This window comes from Mycobacterium sp. IS-1496, from assembly GCF_001499995.1.
Classification (GTDB): domain Bacteria; phylum Actinomycetota; class Actinomycetes; order Mycobacteriales; family Mycobacteriaceae; genus Mycobacterium.
Window position 1 is genome coordinate 110,822 of sequence record NZ_LQIU01000056.1, and the last position, 20,259, is coordinate 131,080.

General features: G+C 70.6%; 16 protein-coding genes and 1 pseudogene. 7 read left to right on the forward strand and 10 right to left on the reverse strand.

Translation table 11 applies throughout. The annotated features are described in order from the left end of the window. Positions 1-4: 4 nt before the first annotated feature. Positions 5-1,249, reverse strand: coding sequence for a polysaccharide pyruvyl transferase family protein (locus AU195_RS22110; protein ID WP_059161162.1), 1,245 nt, complete (start codon positions 1,247-1,249; stop codon positions 5-7). A 217-nt stretch (positions 1,250-1,466) separates the two neighbouring features. Between AU195_RS22110 and nhaA the strand changes: the two genes are divergently transcribed. Further along, positions 1,467-2,792 (forward strand): Na+/H+ antiporter NhaA, encoded by a 1,326-nt coding sequence (nhaA, locus tag AU195_RS22115; RefSeq protein WP_059161163.1) that lies wholly within the window; start codon positions 1,467-1,469, stop codon positions 2,790-2,792. A 28-nt stretch (positions 2,793-2,820) separates the two neighbouring features. Next, on the forward strand, positions 2,821-4,734 hold the full coding sequence (dxs, locus tag AU195_RS22120) for a 1-deoxy-D-xylulose-5-phosphate synthase (protein ID WP_059161164.1): 1,914 nt from the start codon (positions 2,821-2,823) through the stop codon (positions 4,732-4,734). Here dxs and AU195_RS22125 read toward each other — a convergent pair. The 3 genes from AU195_RS22125 to AU195_RS22135 are packed head-to-tail and all read right to left on the reverse strand — an operon-like array spanning position 4,715 to position 8,368. Then, positions 4,715-6,424, reverse strand: coding sequence for an alkaline phosphatase D family protein (locus AU195_RS22125; protein ID WP_059161165.1), 1,710 nt, complete (start codon positions 6,422-6,424; stop codon positions 4,715-4,717). The genes dxs and AU195_RS22125 overlap by 20 nt on opposite strands. 44 nt (positions 6,425-6,468) lie before the next feature. Further along, entirely contained in the window at positions 6,469-7,746 is a 1,278-nt protein-coding gene (locus tag AU195_RS22130; RefSeq protein WP_059161166.1) for an HRDC domain-containing protein, read from the reverse strand. A gap of 1 nt (position 7,747) precedes the next feature. Further along, positions 7,748-8,368 (reverse strand): DUF3000 domain-containing protein, encoded by a 621-nt coding sequence (locus AU195_RS22135; protein WP_172800685.1) that lies wholly within the window; start codon positions 8,366-8,368, stop codon positions 7,748-7,750. 73 nt (positions 8,369-8,441) lie between these two features. Between AU195_RS22135 and hemE the strand changes: the two genes are divergently transcribed. From hemE to AU195_RS22155, 4 genes are all read left to right on the forward strand, one after another. Continuing rightward, positions 8,442-9,506: a uroporphyrinogen decarboxylase gene (gene hemE, locus AU195_RS22140; protein ID WP_059161167.1), complete on the forward strand. Its 1,065-nt coding sequence runs from the start codon at positions 8,442-8,444 to the stop codon at positions 9,504-9,506. Next, on the forward strand, positions 9,503-10,858 hold the full coding sequence (locus AU195_RS22145; protein ID WP_059161168.1) for a protoporphyrinogen oxidase: 1,356 nt from the start codon (positions 9,503-9,505) through the stop codon (positions 10,856-10,858). The genes hemE and AU195_RS22145 overlap by 4 nt, the downstream gene beginning before the upstream one ends. Positions 10,859-10,863: 5 nt before the next feature. Beyond that, complete coding sequence (gene hemQ, locus AU195_RS22150; protein WP_059097187.1) at positions 10,864-11,568, forward strand: hydrogen peroxide-dependent heme synthase; 705 nt, start codon at positions 10,864-10,866, stop codon at positions 11,566-11,568. 141 nt (positions 11,569-11,709) lie between these two features. Further along, positions 11,710-14,040 carry a putative bifunctional diguanylate cyclase/phosphodiesterase gene (locus AU195_RS22155; protein WP_059161169.1) on the forward strand — a complete coding sequence of 777 codons (2,331 nt, stop codon included), beginning with the start codon at positions 11,710-11,712 and terminating at the stop codon, positions 14,038-14,040. Here AU195_RS22155 and msrB read toward each other — a convergent pair. From msrB to AU195_RS22175, 4 genes are read right to left on the reverse strand one after another with little or no spacing between them, the layout of a single operon-like run. Beyond that, the gene (msrB, locus tag AU195_RS22160) at positions 14,000-14,410 is read right to left on the reverse strand and encodes a peptide-methionine (R)-S-oxide reductase MsrB (RefSeq protein WP_059161170.1); all 411 of its coding nucleotides are present in this window, start codon (positions 14,408-14,410) and stop codon (positions 14,000-14,002) included. The two genes, AU195_RS22155 and msrB, sit on opposite strands and share 41 nt — an antisense overlap. Positions 14,411-14,422: 12 nt before the next feature. After that, entirely contained in the window at positions 14,423-15,739 is a 1,317-nt protein-coding gene (aftC, locus tag AU195_RS22165; protein ID WP_059161171.1) for an arabinofuranan 3-O-arabinosyltransferase, read from the reverse strand. Positions 15,740-15,760: 21 nt separating this feature from the next. After that, a complete protein-coding gene (locus tag AU195_RS22170) occupies positions 15,761-17,323 on the reverse strand; it encodes an alpha/beta hydrolase (protein WP_059161243.1) in 1,563 nt (520 codons plus the stop codon). Positions 17,324-17,345: 22 nt separating this feature from the next. After that, positions 17,346-18,119 (reverse strand): pyrimidine reductase family protein, encoded by a 774-nt coding sequence (locus AU195_RS22175; RefSeq protein WP_059161172.1) that lies wholly within the window; start codon positions 18,117-18,119, stop codon positions 17,346-17,348. Between AU195_RS22175 and zapE the strand changes: the two are divergent. Continuing rightward, positions 18,118-19,201, forward strand: a pseudogene (gene zapE / locus AU195_RS22180) (cell division protein ZapE). The gene AU195_RS22175 and the pseudogene zapE sit on opposite strands and share 2 nt — an antisense overlap. A 13-nt stretch (positions 19,202-19,214) precedes the next feature. On the opposite strand, the gene AU195_RS22185 reads toward zapE, so the two are convergent. Further along, positions 19,215-19,763 (reverse strand): GNAT family N-acetyltransferase, encoded by a 549-nt coding sequence (locus AU195_RS22185; protein WP_059161174.1) that lies wholly within the window; start codon positions 19,761-19,763, stop codon positions 19,215-19,217. Further along, complete coding sequence (locus AU195_RS22190; RefSeq protein ID WP_059161175.1) at positions 19,751-20,239, reverse strand: hypothetical protein; 489 nt, start codon at positions 20,237-20,239, stop codon at positions 19,751-19,753. The genes AU195_RS22185 and AU195_RS22190 overlap by 13 nt, the downstream gene beginning before the upstream one ends. Positions 20,240-20,259 lie beyond the last annotated feature (20 nt).

Here is a 20,259-nt window from a genome sequence, read left to right on the forward strand (position 1 = left end):
CGGGTCAGGTTCCCAGCAATCGTCGTAGCGTCCGGTGGGTTCGACGCGCCGGCGTCGCCGGATACAGATCGGTCGCCAGCGCCCGTTTCCTGCTCCGCAGTGTCGCGACCGTCTGCGCGGTGAATCCGCCCGTGCCCACGGGATCCGCAGGCAGGTCGTAGTCATCGGTGGTGTGCCACGGGCTTCCGGCATCGACGAGGGACCGGTGCTTGACGGGGTAGTAGTCGCTGCGGCCGCACAGCGCCAGGCCGCTCGCGCCGGCCGCACCCGCCACCAGGTGGTGGTGGAAACGGGTGCTCACCCAGATCTGGCCCGATCGGGCGGGGAGTCCGCGGTTCCAGACGTCGGTGAACGGCACGAACTGCGCACCGGGAAGCAGATGTCCGACCCGGTCGAACACCACTCGGTCCGCGCCGGGAATGCCCTCGACGAACGCCACCTCGTCGCCACGGATATCCCATCGCTCGACCAGTCGGCGCACCGTTTCGGCGAGCCCGTCGATTCCCGCCCCGCCGGCGAAGTCGTCCATCAGATCGGACTGCATGCAGAAGACGTAGGGCCGGTCGGCGGCGGCGGACGTGCGGTCGTAGACCCCGTCGTCGCCGAGACCCAGCCAGGCGTCGTCACCCGTCTCCGACAGCGATGCCGCGCCGATGGCGTCGTGGGACGGCCGGTCGCGCACGTCGAACAACGCGAACTCCGCACACAACTGGCGCAACAGCGACAGTCGTGACGAGTCGCCGACCGGGAGCAGACCCTGTCCGGTGGCCACCGCGCGTCCCCCGGACAGTGCGACGGCGGCCGTGGCGGAGGCGAGCAGCGCGAGGTGGTGTGGCCACACGGTGTTGACGTAACCGCCGCCGACCAGATGCACCGTGTCCGCGCGGGCGAGCAGTTCGATTCCCGACGCGATCCTCGGCATCCGTCCGGGATCACCGACCACGTCGCCGGCCATCGTGACGGCCGCGTCGGTCGCGAGGTTCATGGTCTCGAAGCAGATTCGCCAGACGGTGTCGACGAAGGTGGCCCGCGGATGCCACCGCCGCAGCAGCACCGAGGCCTGCCCGGGAGTGTGGCAGTCGACCACCACGTCGGCGTCCGGGCGGTGGGTCGCCAGATGGCTGAGCCAGGCGCGCACGATGAAGTCGTCGCCGTAATTCGGATTCCCCGCGGGCGCGACCAGATAGATGAGTTCGCCGCGCGGGGGAGCGGGCGCCGCCCCGGTGCCGGTCGACCGAACCAGACTCATGACACACCTTCCGTCGGCGAATCGACCTGCTCAACCGCATTGGGGTGAGTACGGATCGCGATGCCGACCGACTTCCCGGCACTCCGCCGTCAAACCTACCGACAGCGGCCGCCCGGGGTGGGCACACGGGGGCCACAGTCGAATAGGATCGGATCCGGTGTGCCGGGAAGTCTGGTCGGCGGCGATGTGATGAACCTTGACCATTGGTGAGGCCGATTTGACGAACAAGCCCGTCCCGCAAGCCCGACGCTCGGTGCTGTCCCGGGGATCCTGGTCGGAGACGACGCGGATCGCCGCGATCCTGCGCAAGGAGACCGTCGGCGGAGCGGTGCTGCTGGTGGCATCGGCCGTCGCTCTGGTGTGGGCCAACTCCCCGTGGGCGGAGTCCTATTTCGCGTTGCGCGACCTCGAGATCGGGGCCGAGCCGTTCGGCCTCCACCTGACCCTGACGCTGGGCACGTGGGCGGCCGACGGGCTGTTGGCGATCTTCTTCCTCGTGGTGGGTCTCGAACTCAAACGCGAGTTCGTCGCGGGCGATCTGCGCGACCCGGCCCGGGCGGCGCTGCCGATGGCCGCGGCGGTCGGCGGCATGGTGGTGCCCGCGCTGATCTTCGTGGCCGTCACGGCCCACGTGGGCGACGGCGCCACCCGCGGTTGGGCCATCCCCACGGCCACCGACATCGCGTTCGCCGTCGCGGTGCTGGCGGTGATCTCCACCCATCTGCCCGCCGCGCTGCGCACCTTCCTGCTGACTCTCGCGGTCGTCGACGATCTGCTCGCGGTGTCCGTCATCGCAATCTTCTACACCGAGGAGATCAATCTCACAGCGCTCGGTCTGTCGCTCGTTCCGCTCGCGCTGTTCGGGTTCTGTGTGCAGCGGCGGTTCCGGGCCTGGTGGCTGCTGATGCCTCTCGGCGTGGCCACCTGGGTGCTGATGCACGAATCGGGCGTGCACGCCACCGTCGCGGGTGTCCTGCTCGGGTTCACCGTCCCGGTCGTGCGCAGCGCGGCCGCGGGCGGCCCCGATGCCGGGCCGGGGCTGGCCGAGCACTTCGAACACCGTCTGCGCCCGGTGTCGGCGGGTTTCGCGGTACCGGTGTTCGCCTTCTTCGCCGCCGGCGTCGCCCTCGGCGGGCTGAGCGGGCTGACCACGGCGTTGAGCGATCCGATCACGCTCGGGATCATCCTGGGCCTGGTGGTGGGCAAGCCCGTCGGCATCTACCTCACCACCCGGGTGCTGACGGCGGTCACCCGCGCCAATCTCGACTCCGCGCTGCGCTGGATCGACGTCCTGGGAATTTCCATCCTGGCCGGGATCGGTTTCACGGTGTCGCTGCTCATCGGCGACCTCGCCTACGGTCTGGGGTCGGATCGTGACGATTTTGTGAAGGTGGGGGTGCTCACCGGATCCGTGGTCGCGGCGTTGCTCGCCGCGGTGCTGCTGAGGGCTCGCAACCGCCACTACCGGGCAATATACGAGCAGGAGACGCTCGATCTGGACCGTGACGGAGTGCCCGACGTGTACCAGTCTCGACGCGACTGACGCCGGAGGCCGTGCGTAGACTGACGGAATGCTTGAACAGATCCGCGGTCCCGCCGATCTGCAGCACCTTTCGCAGTCTCAGCTCAGCGAATTGGCCGGGGAGATTCGCCAGTTCCTCATCCACAAGGTTGCTGCCACCGGCGGGCATCTGGGCCCGAACCTCGGCGTGGTCGAACTGACGCTCGCCCTGCACCGGGTCTTCGACTCGCCGCACGATCCGCTCATCTTCGACACGGGCCATCAGGCCTACGTGCACAAGATGCTGACCGGACGCTCCCACGAGTTCGACACGCTGCGGAAGAAGGACGGCCTGTCGGGCTATCCGTCGCGCAGCGAGAGCGAGCACGACTGGGTCGAGTCCAGCCACGCCAGCGCCGCGCTGTCCTACGCCGACGGGCTGGCCAAGGCCTTCGAGCTGACCGGGCACCGCAACCGTCATGTGGTCGCGGTCGTCGGTGACGGCGCCCTGACCGGCGGCATGTGCTGGGAGGCGTTGAACAACATCGCCGCCGCCCGCCGCCCCGTGGTGATCGTCGTCAACGACAACGGCCGCAGTTACGCGCCCACCATCGGCGGGTTCGCCGACCACCTGGCCGCGCTGCGCCTGCAGCCCGGGTACGAACGCGTCCTCGAGGAAGGCCGCAAGGCCGTTCGCGGGCTGCCGGTGATCGGTGAGTTCTGCTACCAGTGCATGCACAGCGTGAAGGCGGGCATCAAGGACGCCCTGTCGCCGCAGGTGATGTTCACCGACCTCGGCCTCAAGTACGTCGGTCCCATCGACGGCCACGACGAGCACGCCGTCGAGTCGGCGCTGCGCCACGCCCGCGGCTTCAACGCCCCGGTCATCGTGCACGTCGTCACCCGCAAGGGCATGGGTTACGCCCCCGCGGAGAACGACGAGGCCGAGCAGATGCATGCGTGCGGCGTCATCGACGTCGCGACCGGCCGAGCGACGAAGGTCGCCGCGCCGGGGTGGACGTCGTCGTTCTCCGAGGCGCTCATCGACTACGGCGCCAAACGGCGCGACGTCGTCGCGATCACCGCCGCCATGCCCGGCCCCACCGGCCTGTCCGCATTCCGTGATCGGTTCCCGGACCGCTTCTTCGACGTCGGCATCGCCGAACAGCACGCGATGACGTCCGCGGCGGGCCTGGCGATGGGCGGCCTGCACCCCGTGGTGGCCATCTACTCGACGTTCCTCAACCGCGCCTTCGATCAGCTGATGATGGACGTCGCCCTGCACAAGCTGCCGGTCACACTGGTGCTGGACCGCTCCGGGGTCACCGGCCCGGACGGGGCCAGCCACAACGGCATGTGGGATCTGTCGGTGCTGGGCATCGTGCCGGGGATGCGGGTGGCCGCCCCCCGCGACGGCGCGCGGCTGCGTGAGGAACTCGGCGAGGCGCTCGACGTCAACGACGGCCCCACCGCGATCCGGTTCCCCAAAGGTGATGTGGGCGAGGACATTCCGGCGCTGCGTCGACATAGCGTGGTCGACGTGCTGGCCGAGCCCGCCGACGGCCTGTCCGACGACGTGCTGCTCGTGGCGATCGGCCCGTTCGCCTCGATGGCGCTCACCGTGGCCGAACGCCTGCGCAAGCAGGGCATCGGTGTCACCGTCGTCGACCCGCGCTGGGTGCTTCCCGTGCCGGCCGTGCTCACCGAGTTGGCCGCCGCTCACAAGCTGGTGGTCACTGTCGAGGACAACGGCCTGCACGGCGGGATCGGCTCAGCGGTGTCGGCAGCGCTGCGCCACGCCGAGGTCGACGTGCCGTGCCGCGACATGGGACTGCCGCAGCGGTTCTACGACCACGCCTCGCGCGGTGAGGTTCTCGCCGACGTGGGTCTGACCGACCGCAACATCTCCCGGCAGATCACCGGTTGGGTGGCCGCCCTCGGCGCCACGCCGGCCGACGCGGAAGTCAGCGAGCGACTGGACTGACGGTCGGCCTGCGTCCCCCGAGCGGGACGCGGGCGACCTCGCGGAGTTCGGTCGATGAGTCGGGCTGTTCGAAGAGCACCTCGGCCTGACGGCCCGAGAGCGCCAGTGTCGCAATGGTGTTCCCGAAGAGCGGCCCGGCAGTGTTGGTCCAGTTGACCGTCAGCTCCGGCGATCCGTGCCGCCTGGCCCACCGCCGCATGACCGGGGCGAGTCGCCGCGACCAGCCGAGCCTGAACGCCGGCTTCACATACGACGGCACATAGTTGTGCACCGGTGAACACACCAACTGGTGGACGGTGGCCGCATCGTCGCCGACGCCGGTGAGGGCGGCCTTCGCGGCGTAGCTGTGGTGCACGTCGCCGGAGAGCACCGTGACCGTCGCCGGACCGTCCGGATGCGTCGCCGCCCGGCGGATCATCGTGGTCAACCGCAGGAACGACTTCATGAAGGCCGGCCAGTGCTCGAGATCGGCGCCCTGGCGGATCTTCTCGGCGGGGACGCCGCGCCAGCCCGGGCGATCGGCGGAGATCTCGTTGACGGTCTGCAGATCGGACAGCGCCGGTGGCATCAGCCACGGCACCGAGGATCCGAGCACCAGGTGGTCGACCTGCTCGATCCCGTCGGCGGCCTGGTCCTCCAGCCAGGTGAACTCCCGTTCGCCGATCATCATCCGCTCGCCGGAGTCGAGGATCCGGCCGTTGCGCGAGTCCATCATGATGAAGCGGTTGCGCCCGAAGTCCCACCGGTAGCTGAACCGTACGCCCTTGTTGGCGTCCACTTCGGCGTCGGCGCGGTCGGCCATCTCGACCAGGACGGGCCACACGTCGCCGTCGACGCGGCTCATCTTCTGGTAGTCCTCGTCGGCCTCCAGTTCGGCCGGGCTGAGGTTGCCCATGTGCTGGTACACCCAGTAGGAGGCCAGGCCGGCCCGGATGCGGTCACGCCACCACGGTTCGGCGCTGATCTCGGCGCGCCAGGCCGCGGAGGTGTTCCAGTCGTCGCGGATGTCGTGATCGTCGAAGATCATCGCCGTCGGGACCGTGGACATGATCCAGCGGATCTCCGGGTCCGACCACGAATGCCGGTAGAGGCCCTCGTACTCGCCGAAGCTGACCACCTCGTCGGGCGGGCGCTGTCCGTGTTTGGCCCGCCGCCGGCGCCGCCCCGTCAGATGCCTGCGGGCCTCGGGGGTGAGTTCGTCGGCGTAGACCTGATCGCCGAGCAGGATCAGCAGATCCGGCCATTCACTGACCGGCAGTCTCGCCATCCGGTCCGCATACCGGTCGAGCGCGTCCGCGCCCAGTTTCTCGTCGATCTCCTCGACACCGGTCTTGGGGTACCGGCAGGAACCGAACACCGCGCGCAACCGCTCGGTGCTCACCGGTCCGCGGGTGCGGATGACGCTGGGCGGGAACGGACTGTCCGGGAGCGGCCACGCCAGTTCGCCGTCGATGTGCACCTGATACTCGGTTGCCGAATCCGGTGCCAGGCCGGTGACGGTGACCAGTGCGTAATGGTGTTCTTGCACTTGGAAAGTCCTTGTGCTGCAACCGAGTACGGTGACCGTCGCCGGGCAGTCGGTCTGCACCCAGACCACCGCCGTGGTCTCGCCGACGTGTCGCAGGGCGGGCCCGAGAAGCAGCTCCGCAGAGGTGCCGGGGGAGTCGGTCGGCGTTCCGGTGGTACTCACCCCTCGGCGGTTCCCGGTTCGTCAATCACTCAAACGCGATCGGGTCACTCGGCGGTGCCGGGGGCGAGCGCCGCGGTCAGCACCGGCACCACCAGGTCCCGTTGCCAGGGGCGCACCGCCGCCGCCACCAGGAACTCCTCGACCGCGACGGCGATGTCGCTGACCGGCTGCCAGTCCCAGCACAGCCGGCGCACCACATCCGGGGTGACGAGGTTCTCCGACGGCACCGAGACCCGCTCCGACAGCGCGGACAGGCCGGCGCGGGCGGCTTCCAGGCGCGCGGCCGCCTCGGGTTTGCGGCGTGCCCACCGCGACGGCGGGGGCGGCCCGTTGGTGGGTTCGGCCGTGTCGGGCGGATCGGGGTTGTGGCGCGCCCGGTCGAGCGCGTCGAGCCAGATCTGCGCGCTGCGACGCTGCCGGGCGCCGCCGAACACCGGCAGCGCGGTCAGCTTCTCGACGCTGTCCGGGTCGGCGGTGGCGGCGCTGATGATCGCGGCGTCGGGCAGGATGCGGCCCGGGGCGATGTCGCGTCTGCGGGCGATGTGGTCGCGCGTCGTCCACAACTCCCGCACGGCCGCCAGTGCGCGCGGGTTGCGCACCTTGTGGATACCGGAGGTGCGGCGCCACCGGTCGCGGCGGGTGGGCGTCGCCTCGTAGGTACGGAGATGCTCGAATTCCTGTGCGGCCCAGTCGGTCTTACCCTGGTCGTCGAGTACCGCGCCGACCGCGTCGCGCAGTTCCAGCAGCACTTCCACGTCGAGCGCGGCGTAGTTGAGCCACTCGTCGGGCAGCGGACGCTTGGACCAGTCGGCGGCGCCGTGACCCTTCATCAACTGCAGCCCGAGCAGTTCGGAGACCATCGTCGCGAGGTTCACGCGGGCGAGGCCGGCCAGCCGGCCGGCCAGTTCGGTGTCGTAGAGCTTCGGCGGCCGCATGCCCAGTTCGGCCAGGCACGGCAGATCCTGATCGGCGGCATGCAGCACCCACTCGTCGGTGTCGAGGACGTCGGCGACCGGGGCCATCACCATGGTCGGATCCTCGCCGTGGTTGACCGGGTCGATCAGCACCGTGCCCGCACCCTCGCGCCGGATTTGCACCAGGTAGGCCCGGTTGGAGTACCGGAAACCCGACGCGCGCTCGGCGTCGATCGCGAACGGGCCGTGCCCCCCGGCGAGCAGTTCGGCGGCGGCGAGGATCTCGTCGGTGGACACCGCGAGGTCGGGCACCCCGTCGGCCGGGGTGAGCAGCGGGGTGGCCGCCGCATCGGTGCCGGCGTCCTGCTGATCGGGGCCGTCGAGGTCCGTGTTCGGCGTCTCGCTCATCTCACGCGCGGGTGCGGGAACTGAGGTCGGTCACCCCGGTGGGAGGCAGCCCCGCGGCGTGCTCGAGCACCTCGCAGAAAGCCTCCACATGCGGGCCGAGGTCCAGCGTGATCGCGGTCCACGACGCCCGCAGTTCCAGCTGGTGCGCGCGAGGAGGACCGGAGATGTCGCCGTACCGGACCGACGTGGTGGCGGTGACCGTGCCGCCCAGCGCGGTGACCTGCTCGGACCTGGAGTCCAGCGCCTCGACCAGCCAGCTCCAGGCCACCTCGGGCAGCAGCGGGTCGACCGCCTCGCTGGAGTCGAGGTCCGCCTGGATGTAGGCCACCAGACGCATGGTGCCATCCCACGCCTCGGCGCCTTCGGGGTCGTGGAGCAGGATCAGTCGGCCGAAGGCGTCACCTTCGGAGCGTTCGGGCACGATCGCGGTCTCGGGATGCCGGATCTCGGCGCCCAGTGCGTAGCTGTAGGGCGCCAGCCGCTGTGGTGGGCGGATCGGCCCCAGCTCGATCTCCGGCCGTACGGTGGTGGCATTCATCGCCGCCACCGCAGCACGGAACTGAGCCGGTTCGGCGGTGGTCACGCGGGTGACGCTAGACCATTCCGCCCCGCCTGCACGCAGGCGCGCCGAATCGACTCCTGATGGTGATCCGGGCAGCCGCGGGCGGTTGTCGGTCGTGGCAGCATTGGGGGCGATGAACACCCGCCGTGAACTGCCCGACTCGCCCTATCTCGCCGCCGCCCGCGGCCGCAAACCCGCCCGGGTGCCGGTGTGGTTCATGCGGCAGGCGGGGCGGTCACTGCCCGAGTACCGGGCGCTACGGGCACGCAACACCATGATGCAGGCCTGCTTCGACGCCGAGTTGATCACCGAGATCACGCTGCAGCCGGTGCGCAGGCACGGCGTCGACGCCGCGATCCTGTTCTCCGACATCGTCGTCCCGCTACGGGCCTCGGGCATCGCGCTCGACATCGTGCCGGACGTGGGACCGGTGATCGACCATCCCGTGCGGACCGCCGCCGACGTCGCCGCGATCAGGCCTCTCGAGCGGCAGACGGTCGAACCCGTCGAACAGGCGGTGCGGATGCTCACCGCGGCGCTCGGCGACGTCCCGCTGATCGGCTTCGCCGGTGCCCCCTTCACGCTGGCCTCCTACCTGGTGGAGGGCGGTCCGAGCAAGCACCACGAGCACACCAAGGCGATGATGCTCGGTGCGCCCGACACCTGGCACGCCCTGATGTCGGCGCTCACCGACGTGACGATCGCCTTCCTGCAGGCGCAGGTCGACGCCGGCGTCGACGCCCTGCAGGTGTTCGACTCGTGGGCGGGCACGCTGTCGCTGGCCGACTACCGGGCCTACGTGCTGCCGCACAGCACCCGCGTGTTTCAGGCGCTCGCGCCGGCCGGGGTGCCGATGACGCACTTCGGTGTGGGCACCGCCGAACTGCTCGGGGCCATGTCCGAGGCCGTCGCCGCAGCCGGGACCCCCGGTGTGGTGGGCGTGGACTGGCGCACCTCGCTGACCGACGCCGCGGGCCGGGTCGAACGGGGCAGCGCGCTGCAGGGCAACCTCGATCCCGTGGTGCTGCTGGCCGGCTGGTCGGTGGTCGAGCCCGCGGTGCGGGCGGTGGTCGAGGACGGCCGACGCGCGGTGGACGCCGGCGCGGCGGGGCACGTGTTCAACCTCGGTCACGGCGTGCTGCCCGCGACGGACCCGGAGATCGTGACGGCCACGGTGGAGCTGGTGCATTCGTTGTGAGCGCGACGTACTGCGTTGTCGGGGGCGGGATCTCGGGTCTGGCGGCGGCCTACCGGCTGCGGGTGACCGCTGGGCCGCACGCGACGATCACCGTGTTCGACCCGGCGGACCGCCTCGGCGGCGTGTTGCGCACCGAACGCGTCGGCGGGCAGGTGCTCGACGTCGGCGCCGAGGCCTTCGTGGCGCGGCGGCCCGAGATACCGGCGCTGCTCGCCGAACTGGGGCTGGCGGACCGTCAGATCGGCACCACCGGTGCGCGGCCGCTCATCTTCAGCCAGGCGAGGCTGCACCCGATGCCCGAGCACACCCTGCAGGGCATCCCGTCCGGGGCGTTGTCGATGGCCGGGCTGGTCGACGATGCGACGATCGCCCGGATCACCGACGAACCCATGCGGCCGCTGCGCTGGCGTCCGGGCGCCGACCCGGGCGTGGGCGAACTGGTGGCCGACCGGTTCGGCGAGCAGGTGGTGGCCCGGTCGGTCGATCCGCTGCTGGGCGGCGTCTACGCCGGATCGGCCGCGTCGATCGGCCTGCGCGCGGCCGCCCCGACCCTGGCCGCGGCGCTGGACCGCGGCGCGCGGAACCTCACCGAGGCCGTGCGTGAGGCGCTTCCGCCGCCGGCGCCGGGATCGGTCTTCGGAGCGGTCGACGGCGGGTACGCGGTCCTGCTCGACGCACTGCGTCACCAGGGCGGCATCCACTGGGCCCAGGTGGGCGTGGAACGGGTCGAGCCGGTGGGCCGGGGCGTCGACGTCGTCGACGACGAGGGCAACCGCTGGCCGGCCGATGCGGTGGTGCTGGCGGTGCCCGCCCCGCGGCTGCCGCGGCTGGTCGAACACTTCGCCCCGCGCACCGCGGCCGCCGCGCGACGGATACCGGTGGCCTCGGCCGCGGTGGTCGCGCTGGCGCTGCCCGGTGGCACACCGCTGCCGCAGCAGTCCGGCGTGCTGGTCGCGACGGGCGAGCGACTCCGGGCGAAGGCGATCACGCTGTCGTCGCGTAAATGGGGCAGGCGCGGCAACGCCGAACTCCTGCGGCTGTCCTACGGCCGGTTCGGCGACGATCTCGCGCGCAGCACCGGAGACGACGATCTGCTGGGGTGGGCCGCGGCCGACCTGGCGACCGTGTTCGGCATCGACACCGAACCCGTCGACGCGCTGGTGCAACGCTGGATCGACGCGATGCCGCAGTACGGTCCCGGCCACGCCGGCCTCATCGCCGAACTGCGGGCCGGTCTGCCGCAGGGCGTCGCGGTGGCCGGCGGCTATCTGGACGGCATCGGGGTGCCCGCCTGCGTCGCGTCGGCGAACCGGGCGGTGGCGTCGCTGGCCACCTCGGGCGTGGCACGATAGGAGCCATGGCCAAGCTCGACTTCGACGCGCTCAACTCCACCATCCGCTATCTCATGTTCTCGGTGTTCTCGGTCCGTCCGGGGGAGCTCGGGTACGACGAGCAGGCGCGCGCGGCGATCGTCGACGAGACCGCCACCTTCCTCAAACAGCAGGAGGAACGCGGTGTCGTGGTCCGTGGGCTCTACGACATCGCGGGGATGCGGGCCGACGCCGACTTCATGATCTGGACCCATGCCGACAACGTCGAGGCGTTGCAGGCCACCTACTCGGACTTCCGCCGCGCCACCGCGCTGGGCCGGGCCAGCACACCGGTCTGGAGCAACGTCGCGCTGCACCGTCCCGCGGAGTTCAACAAGAGCCACATCCCGGCCTTCCTCGCGGGCGAGGAGCCGGGCAACTACATCTGCGTGTACCCGTTCGTCCGGTCGCTGGAGTGGTACCTGCTGCCCGACGACGAGCGCCGTCGGATGCTGTCCGAGCACGGGATGGCCGCGCGCGGGTACAAGGACGTCCGCGCCAACACGGTGCCGGCGTTCGCGCTGGGTGACTACGAGTGGATTCTCGCCTTCGAGGCGCCGGAACTGCACCGCATCGTGGACCTGATGCGGGATCTGCGGGCCACCGACGCACGGCGCCACGTCCGCGAGGAGACCCCGTTCTTCACGGGCCCGCGGGTCGGTGTCGAGGAGCTGGTCACCCGCCTGCCCTGAGACGTCGCCGCAGCAGGTGATTGCTTTAGCAATTAGCTTCGACGGCCGCCGGCCCGGCTTGCTAGCCTCGGCTCACGTGCGCCACGGGTCGGGGGGATCCGGCGCACTACGTCGAGCAGTGTGGGGGCGCGATTGCCCAGCGTGCGGGCCAGGCCTCGGGAAGCGACCGTCATCGCCGCGTCCGGCGTCGGCGCGGTGCTGCTGACGATCTGGCTGGTCGGCGGGCTCCCGGGTGCGAAGGCGGCCGACAACATCGGCGTGGCGGTATTCGCCGGGTATGCGGTGGTGTGCGCCGTGCTGGCCGCCCGCGCCTCGACCGGACGGTTCCGTAACGTCTGGATCTGCTTCGCCATCGCCTTCGGCGGCTGGACCGCCGGCGAGATCGTCTTCGGCTATCAGGATCTGGTGCTGGGCCGCACGGCGTTCCCTTCGCCCGCGGACATCGGCTTCATCCTCTGCCCGATCTTCAGCTGTCTGGCGCTCATGCAGTGGCCCAGCAGGACCGCGGGGCACTCCCGGGTGCGCCTGCTGCTCGACGGGCTGATCTTCGCGTTGTCGCTCCTGCTGCTCGCCTGGGTGCTGGTGCTGCGCAATGTGTACGAGAGCTTCCGCGAGGACAAGGTGGCGGTCAGCCTGGCGCTGGCGTACCCGCTTCTCGACGTGGTGGTGCTCGCTGTCGCCGGGTTCGTCCTGGTCCGCGCCGGTCCGTGGCGGCGGCTGCCGTTGATCCTGCTCACCACGTCCGCCGCTCTGCTCACCCTGTCCGACATCGCCTTCGCCTGGCTGACCACGCAGGGCACGTACGCCGCCGTCTTCCCCATCGACGTCGGCTGGGTGGCCGGGACGGTGCTCTTCGGCGCCGCCGCGCTGCTCAGCCGGGGCGTGCCGCCCACTCCGGACGCCGTCCCGCCGGTGCCCACCAGCATCTCGCTGTGGTTGCCCTACCTGCCGCTGCTGGTCGGGGGCACCGTCGCGACGGTGGTCGTCCTGGACGGTGTCCTGCGGGCCATCGTGATCGTCGTGATCGTCGCCATCTGCCTGCGCCAGTTCCTCGCCTCCTGGGAGAACCGCAGGCTCATGCGGATGGTCGCCGACCTGGCGCTGCGCGATCCCCTGACGGGTCTGGCGAATCTCGCGCTGTTCAACGACCGGCTGGCCCATGCCATGCAGTTGCGGGAGCGCGACCCGCGTGCCGTCGCGGTGCTCTCACTGGACCTCAACGACTTCAAGGTGGTCAACGACAGCCTCGGCCACTCCGCGGGCAACGACATGCTCGTCCAGGTCGCCAACCGCCTCCTCGCGTGCGTCCGGCCCGGTGACACGGTGGCGCGGGTCGGGGGCGACGAGTTCGCCGTCCTCATCGAGGACCGGGTGGACCACTCCCTCGAGATCGCCCACCGCGTCGTCGAATCCTTCGACACGCCGTTCAGCGTCGACGGTGAGAGTCTCCTGATGCGGCCCAGCGTCGGCCTGGCCGTCGCCGCACCGGACGACGACCCCGACCCGTCGGGGGAGCAACTGTTCAAACGGGCCGACGCGGCGATGTACGCCGCCAAGCGGTCCCGCACCGACGGCGTGCACGTGTACAGCCCCGAGATGACGCTGGTGTACCCGGAGCAGCCGGGGCTGGTGCGGGTGCCCGACGCCGGTGTGCGAGGCCGAGGTGTGGCGGCGGTCCAGATGCTCGGCGAACTGCGCCAGGCCATCGACCGCCTCGAGTTGAGCGTGGTCTACCAGCCGCAGTACCACCTCGCGACCTCGGAACTCGCGGGCCTGGAGGCGTTGGTGCGGTGGCCCCACCCCGTCCGGGGCACGCTTGCCCCCAGCGACTTCCTCCCGATGGTGCGCAGCCACGGACTGATGGGAGCGCTCACCGACCTGGTGGTCGACAAGGCGCTCGACGACGCCGCGGACTGGGCGGCCGGCGGCACACCCGTGCCGGTCGCGGTCAACCTGTTCGCGGCGACCATCGCCGACACCGACCTGCCGGACAGGATCGCCTCGGCACTCGACGCCCGTGGGCTGCCGCCTGCCGCACTGACCGTCGAGATCACCGAGGACCTGATCCTGCCCGACGTCAAACGAACCTGCGCGGTGCTGCGCGAACTGCGCAGCCACGGCGTCCGGGTCGCCATCGACGACTTCGGCAGCGGATATTCGGCCCTGAGCTATCTGCGGGAACTGCCGATCGACGAGGTCAAGCTCGACCGCCGGTTCATCGGCCCGGTCATCTGGGACCCGAGAGCCGGCGAGGTGGTCCGCGCGGTGGTCAACCTGGCGCAGACGCTCGGGCTGACGACGGTGGCCGAGGGCGTCGAAAACGCGGAAACCGCCGAGCGCCTTCGCGCCTACCGTTGCGACGTGGCCCAGGGCTTCTTCTACAGCCCGCCGTTGAGCCGGGCCGGCACCGCCGCGCTGCTGCGCACGGAGACTATTCGCCCGCCGGCACCAGTCGCAGTGAGATGGAGTTGATGCAGTACCGCTGGTCGGTCGGCGTCGGGTAACCCTCGCCTTCGAACACGTGGCCCAGGTGGCTGTGGCAGTTCGCGCACACCACTTCGACCCGGCGCATCCCGAGTGAGTCGTCGGACCGCAGGATGACCGCCTCGGAATCGGCGGGGTCGAAGAAAGAGGGCCAGCCGCAATGGGATTCGAACTTCTCGGTGCTGCGGAAGAGTTCGGCGCCGCAGGCCCGGCACTGGTAGACGCCCTCGGTCTTGGTGTCGGTGTACTCACCGGTGAACGGCCGCTCGGTGCCGGCCCGGCGCAGGACCGCGAATTCCTCGGGGCTGAGCTTGCGGCGCCACTCGTCGTCGGTCAGTTGCACCTTCGGAGCAGTCATGTCCCCAAGCTACTACGCCGTCGGCGCGGCCCGCTTGACCTGCGGCGCACCGTCGACGGGGTCGGTGAGCCACGGCGGGTCGATACCCCGGTCGAGGCGGCCGTCGGCCTTGGCGTCGAGGTAGCGGAAGTACAGCACGGCGAACACCACCACGAGCATCAGCGACCAGCCGTAGGTCACCTTCATGTATTCGAGGAACCGGCCGGTGGTGGGCCACCGCCACATCAGCCACTTGTCCATCGTCATGAAGCCGTACACCGCCAGCCACGCCGGCCAGTTGCGCAGCACCGAGTTGGGCAGCACGACCGTCATCAGGAACGGGAACAACATCATCGAGTAGTAGGCCTGGCCCAGCGACAGCACCAGGAACGACGCGGTCAGCAGTACACCTGAGGACGTCAGCAGCCAGAAGCGCGGATCACGGGTGCGGTAGAAGCGGTACAGCAGCACCAGGCTGCCGATCGTGAGCGCCAGGAACAGGATTCGGAGCGCGATGATCAGCAGGGGCGGCAGGCCGTAGTAGATGCCGTTGCCCTCGATCGAGCTGTTGAAGTAGTCCCGGGTGCCCATGATGTAGGGCAGCGTGCGGGTGACGAAGTTCATCGGGTCGGTCATCAGCGGCCAGGCGGCGAGGTTGAACACCAGTGGCACCGCAGCGGCGGTGACCAGCGGCCGCCACTGGCGGTTGAGCAGCGGCAGCAACAGCAGCGGCGCCAGTGACGGTTTGACCACCAGCGCCAGTCCGATCGCCACCCCGGCCCACCACTCGTGGCCCCGCCTACCGTCGAGCAGCCAGCGGAAGAACAGCACCTCGGCCAGCAGCATGAAGCCGTTGATGTTGGTGAAAACAAGTGTGTTGGTGACCGATTCGGTGCAGTACATCGCAAGCACCAGCGCCGGCGCCGCCACCGAGGCCAGCGTGTAGTTGAACAGCCGCAGCAGGAAGTACGCGGCGACGAGGGTGGCGAGGCTGTTGAGCGTGAAGTACCAGTTGCGCGCCGCGAACTCCGGCACGAAGCCGAACGGCGCCAGCAGCAGGGTTCCACCCGGCGGGTAGAGGTAGTGCGGGTCGACGTGGTCGAAGTGCTCGTTGTAGATGTCCAGCCCCAGGCGCAGGTTCGACACCGCGCGGTAGACCGGCCCGAAGTCGTCGGTGATGTAGCCGTTGGTCGCCAGGACGTACGTGCGGTGGATCACCGTCATGATCGCCAACGGCCACAACACGTTGCGCAGGACCGTCGCCACGTCGGGAGGCGAGGTGCGGGGCCGGAAGGTGTTCACGAGGCCGGTGCGAAGAGAGTCTGCTGCCGCCACGAGCGAACCGTACACCGGCGGCGCGCCGCCGAGACGTCAGGCCGGACAGTACGTGTCGGTCGCGGGCGGGGCACCGTTGTCGACGTAGCCCACCAGCGGTGCCAGCGCGCACGGGGAGTAGACGCTCGCCCCGTGGCCGATGCCCTGCCACATGACGCGCTTGTTGGAGGCGCCCGCGTTGAGGATCGTCGCGGCAACCGCGGCGACGCCCTCGTTGCCCACGATGGGGTCGTTCTGGACCCCGAGCAGCAACACCGGCACCGGCAGGTCCTTGGGTTCGGCCGGGGCCGATCCGCTCGGCCAGTTGAGGCAGGTGACCAGGTCGAGCGCGCCGACGACGCCGAACTGCGGATACTGCTTACCCCAGGCGACCACCAATTCGCGCACCCGGTCGGGCGTCGGGCGGTTCAGCGCATCGCTGCAGGAGTTGACGAACTGACCGTCGGTCTGGCGCAACCCCTCGGCGTCGGCGATCAGCGCGGTGAGCCGGGCGGTGTCGCCGGAGCGAGCGCCGGCGAGCGCCGCGCCGAGATCGTTGGTCGACGCGACCCCGTCGCCCTTCGGGAACGCCAACGCGGTGCTGATCGCCTCGGCCACCGCGGCCACCGACGCCCCGCCCGGTCCGTCACCCGACCGCGCCGCCGACAGCAGCCCGTCGACGACACCCTTCGGGTCGGGGGCCGCCGGGCAGCCGACGGCCACACACTGGGCGGCCCACGCGTCGAGCGCGGCCTGCTCACCCTTGACGCGCTGTTCGGCGGCGGCCTCGGCGCCGATCGCCAGCGGCAGCGGCGAGTCGAGCGCCAATCGGGCCACCTTGTTGGGGTGCGATCCGGCGTAGGCCAGCGCCACCTGTGCGCCGTTGCCGATCCCGAGCAGAGCCAGCGCGGGCACGTCCCAGGTGCTGCGCAACCGCTCGAGGTCCTCGGCGGCGTGGGCGTTGTCGTAGGCCGAGTCGCCGGGGGCGATGGTGTCGGTGCAGCTGGTCGTCGCCGTCATCGTGATGGCGCCGAGGTTGGCGACCGGATCGTCGCCGTAGGCGAACTGGGCCTGCTCGATCATCTCCTGACGGTCGTACAGGTCGCGGCACTCCAAAGCCCCGGACATCCCGATACCGCGACGGTCGACGGCGACGATCGGGTGCTTGTCGAGCAGGGCCTGCGAGCGCGACAGCCACACCGGCAGCTGCACCGAGGACGGCAGGTCGGAGCCGGTCGTCATGACCACCGGGCCGGCGTCGGCCGGCGTGCGCGCCGAGGTGGCCCGTACGACACCGATGGTGACCGTGCCGGTCGCGCCGTCGATCGGGTCGAGGTCGGCGTCGTAGGTGGCGCAGTCCAGCGTCACCCCGGGCACCGGGTCGACGGCCGCGTCGCCGAACACCTCGTCGGTGCACTCCCGCCAGGACAGGTCGTTCTTGGGCACCTCGACCGGGGGCGGCCCGGCCTGCTGCTGGGTGGTCTCGGGTTGACCCTGCGGCCGCGCGCCGTCGTCGGTGGCGAACCGGGGATTGGCCGCCAGGCCGGGCGCGCAGCCGGCCAGCACCAGCGCAACCGTCGACAGGCTCACGGCCCGGAGCAGCAGGGGGTGCCGACGCATGCTGACCACAGTAGCGAGGGGGTCACCGGCTCCGGACGTACCGGCAGTACAGATAGCCGTCGTCGTCGGTGAGCACGTGGCTGCGGCGCAGCGGCGTGCGGACCTGACCCGGGCCGGTCACGATCCGCTGCGCCTCACCGCCGACGAGCACCGGCGCGATCGTGACGCACAGTTCGTCGAGCAGGTCGGCGGCGGTGAACAGGCCGAGCACGCCGGGGCCGCCTTCGGTGAGCACACGCAACAACCCCCGCCGGGCGAGGATCTCGAGTGCGGTGGCCGGGTCGACCGAGTCGGGTTCGGGACCCGAGGCGTCGACGACCTCGGCGAGGCCGGCGAACCGTTCGCGCGCCGCGACGGCCGTGCGCGCGCTGGTGAGCAGGATCGGCGCCACGTCGGTGCGGTGGAAGAACTTGGCGTCGCGGTCCAGGTCGGCCGAGCGGGTGAGCACCGCGACGGGCGGGATCTCGCTCTGGCCGCGGGCCGCGCGGTCCTGGCGCGCGGCGGCGCCGAGGTGGGCGCCGGAGTAGTCCTCCGTGCGCACCGTGGCGGCGCCGACGACGATCACGTCGGCGGCTTGGCGCATCCTGGCGAACAGCGCCCGGTCGCCGGCTGCCCCGAGGCCTGCGGACCTGCCCGCGACCGTGGCGCCGCCGTCCACGCTGGCGATCATGTTGCCGCGCACCCAGCAGCGCTGCAGGTCGTCGGGGTAGGCGTAGAAGTCGCCGAGCCGGTCGTCGCCGACCGCCTCGACAGGTCCCAGCACTGTGAACTGCGTCCCAGCCGCGGACTCGGGCATGGGAACGATTGCAGCACGTCGCTACGCTGCTTCGCATGCCTGGGTCCAGTGGTGCGCCGAATCAACCGGACCATCTCGTCGACCGGCACCCCAGCGTCACCCCGGAACGCCTCGTCGCCCAGTTGGTGCCGCCGCCGACGTTCACTCACGTCAGCTTCGACAACTACCGTCCCGATCCGGCTGAACCGTCGCAGGCCGCGGCGGTCGAAGCGTGCCGGGCGTTCTGCGCCGATGCGGTGACACGGCGCGCGGGCAAGAAGAAGTTGTTCGGCAAGCGCGAGGTGTTGCCGGGTGTCGGGGTCTACCTCGACGGCGGGTTCGGGGTGGGCAAGACCCACCTGCTCGCCTCGTCGTACTACGAGCTGCCCGAACCGAAGGCGTTCGCGACGTTCGGAGAGCTGACCCAGCTGGCCGGGGTGTTCGGGTTCGTCGAGAGCGTGGAACTGCTCAGCCACTACGTCGTGGTGTGCATCGACGAGTTCGAACTCGACGACCCGGGCAACACGACGCTGATCTCCCGGCTGCTGTCACAGCTCGTCGAGCGGGGCGTGTCGATCGCGGCGACGTCGAACACCCTGCCTGAGCAGCTGGGAGAGGGCCGGTTCGCCGCGCAGGACTTCCTGCGCGAGATCCACACGCTCGCCTCGATCTTCACCACCGTGCGGATCGAGGGTCCCGACTACCGGCACCGCGACCTGCCGCCTGCGCCGGAGCCGCCCACCGACGCGGAGGTCACCGAACGGGCCGAGGGCACCGCGGGGGCGACCCTCGACGACTTCGATGCGCTGTGCGCGCACCTGGCGACCATGCATCCGTCGCGGTACCTGTCGTTGATCGAGGGCGTCACGCAGGTGTTCATCACCGGGGTGCACCCGCTCGACGATCAGAGCGTCGCGCTGCGCCTGGTGTCGCTGACCGACCGGCTCTACGACGCGGGCATCCCCGTGGTGGCGTCGGGGTCGAAGCTGGACACCATCTTCAGCGAGGAGATGCTCGCCGGCGGGTTCCGCAAGAAGTACCTGCGGGCGACGTCGCGGCTGCTGGCGCTGACCGCGGCCGGACAGGAGGCGCGGGAGGCCTAGGCGTCACGGCGGCTCAGGCGTTCCCGAGCGGGCACACCATCACGAAGTCGTTCTCGACACCCGCGCCGAGGCGGAACGTCTTCGTGCCCGTGACGGCGAAACCGTGTTTGGCGTAGAACCGTTGCGCGCGCCGGTTCTCCTGGTTCACGCCCAGCCACACGCAGCGGTACCCGGTTCGGCGGGCCAAGGCGAGCGCCTCGGTCATCAGCGCCGAGGACGCGCCGGAGCCGTGGCTGTCGGGCAGGACGTACATCTTCGACACTTCGATCGCCGGGCGCGGGGTCACGGCCCGCTGCACGTCCTCGTCGTCGGGCACACCGCGAATCAGCATGGCGTAGCCCACCATTCGGCCACCCTCGCGGGCGGCCAGCACGACGCGGTCCGGATCGGTGAGGTACTCGGAGAACCGGTGCTGCGAGAGGTTCTCGGCGACGAACGCCGCGATGTTCTGCGCGGTCACCGACGGTGGACACGCCAGCGGGAAGGTGCGGGCGGCGACGTCGGCGAGTTCGGGAAGGTCGGCGCGGGTGGCCGGGGAGACCTGCGGGTCTACAGGTTCCACTGCGCGAGGTGCTCGCCGGTGATCTTGTCGATCAGCACGACGTTGGACACCAGATCCCGGTAGCAGTCCCACCACACGCCACCGCTGACCGTCGATCCGGCCGGGGCGTTGGTCAGCGCGGCCTGCAGGGCGTCGGGTGCGTCGGTGTTACGGGGTTCGTACGCGTCGCCGGTGGGGGTGACGCCGCGGAACTGGAACGTGATGGCCATCGCGTAGGGCACCGGCACCCTGATCGGCTGGACCACGACGTTGGCGCGCCACACCTGGTTGCGCGGCGGCCGCGGCGGATAACCGAAGCCGGGCGGGATCGGCGACGGTTCGACGCTGAGGACGGTCACGTCGGCGACCAGGCCCTTGAAGTCCACCCGAAGTGGTTGGCCGATGCGGCCGATGGGCGATCCCACCGCGACGGCGGGCGCCGCGGTCAGCCCGGCCACGACGATCAGGGCGGTCAGCAGCATCAGAAGCCGGCGCATGGTTTCCCTCCCTAGGTGTG

Coding starts and splice junctions, on each gene's coding strand:
- AU195_RS22175 (WP_059161172.1), bottom strand. CDS start 18,119: ATGCCCGAGTCCGCGGCTGGGACGCAGTTCACAGTGCTGGGACCTGTC.
- AU195_RS22190 (WP_059161175.1), bottom strand. CDS start 20,239: ATGCGCCGGCTTCTGATGCTGCTGACCGCCCTGATCGTCGTGGCCGGG.
- AU195_RS22170 (WP_059161243.1), bottom strand. CDS start 17,323: ATGCGTCGGCACCCCCTGCTGCTCCGGGCCGTGAGCCTGTCGACGGTT.
- AU195_RS22110 (WP_059161162.1), bottom strand. CDS start 1,249: ATGAGTCTGGTTCGGTCGACCGGCACCGGGGCGGCGCCCGCTCCCCCG.
- hemE (WP_059161167.1), top strand. CDS start 8,442: ATGAACACCCGCCGTGAACTGCCCGACTCGCCCTATCTCGCCGCCGCC.
- msrB (WP_059161170.1), bottom strand. CDS start 14,410: ATGACTGCTCCGAAGGTGCAACTGACCGACGACGAGTGGCGCCGCAAG.
- hemQ (WP_059097187.1), top strand. CDS start 10,864: ATGGCCAAGCTCGACTTCGACGCGCTCAACTCCACCATCCGCTATCTC.
- AU195_RS22130 (WP_059161166.1), bottom strand. CDS start 7,746: ATGAGCGAGACGCCGAACACGGACCTCGACGGCCCCGATCAGCAGGAC.
- dxs (WP_059161164.1), top strand. CDS start 2,821: ATGCTTGAACAGATCCGCGGTCCCGCCGATCTGCAGCACCTTTCGCAG.